Below are 444 nucleotides of genomic sequence, written 5' to 3'. Positions count from 1 at the left end.
GGGTGGCCACGGCCTGCTGCTGGTCGGCCCGCCGGGCACCGGCAAGTCCATGCTCGCCGAACGCTTCGCCGGCCTGCTGCCCGCCATGCAGATCGACGAGGCGCTGGAGAGCGCCGCCATTGCCAGCCTGGCGGGGCGTTTCGCGCCCGAGCGCTGGATGCAGCGGCCCATGGCCAGCCCGCACCACAGCTGCAGCGCCGTGGCGCTGGTGGGCGGGGGCTCGCCGCCGCGGCCGGGCGAGATTTCGCTGGCGCACCACGGCGTGCTGTTCCTCGACGAATTCCCGGAATTCGCCCGCAGCGCGCTGGAGGCGCTGCGCGAGCCACTGGAGAGCGGGCGCATCACCATCGCCCGCGCCGCCCAGCGCGCCGAGTTTCCGGCGCGCTTCCAGCTGGTCGCCGCCATGAACCCCTGCCCCTGCGGCTTTGCCGGCTCGCGCCAGCG

At 75.0% G+C, this 444-nt stretch carries 1 protein-coding gene; it reads left to right on the top strand.

The window, feature by feature from the left end; genetic code table 11:
- Nucleotides 1–444: ATP-binding protein (locus A612_RS09750; protein ID WP_040436537.1), on the top strand; the 444-nt coding region annotated here is incomplete at both ends.

It is taken from the genome of Melaminivora alkalimesophila, assembly GCF_000282995.1.
GTDB classification, from domain to species: Bacteria; Pseudomonadota; Gammaproteobacteria; order Burkholderiales; family Burkholderiaceae_C; genus Melaminivora; species Melaminivora alkalimesophila.
This window is presented reverse-complemented; position numbering and strand designations above follow the sequence as displayed.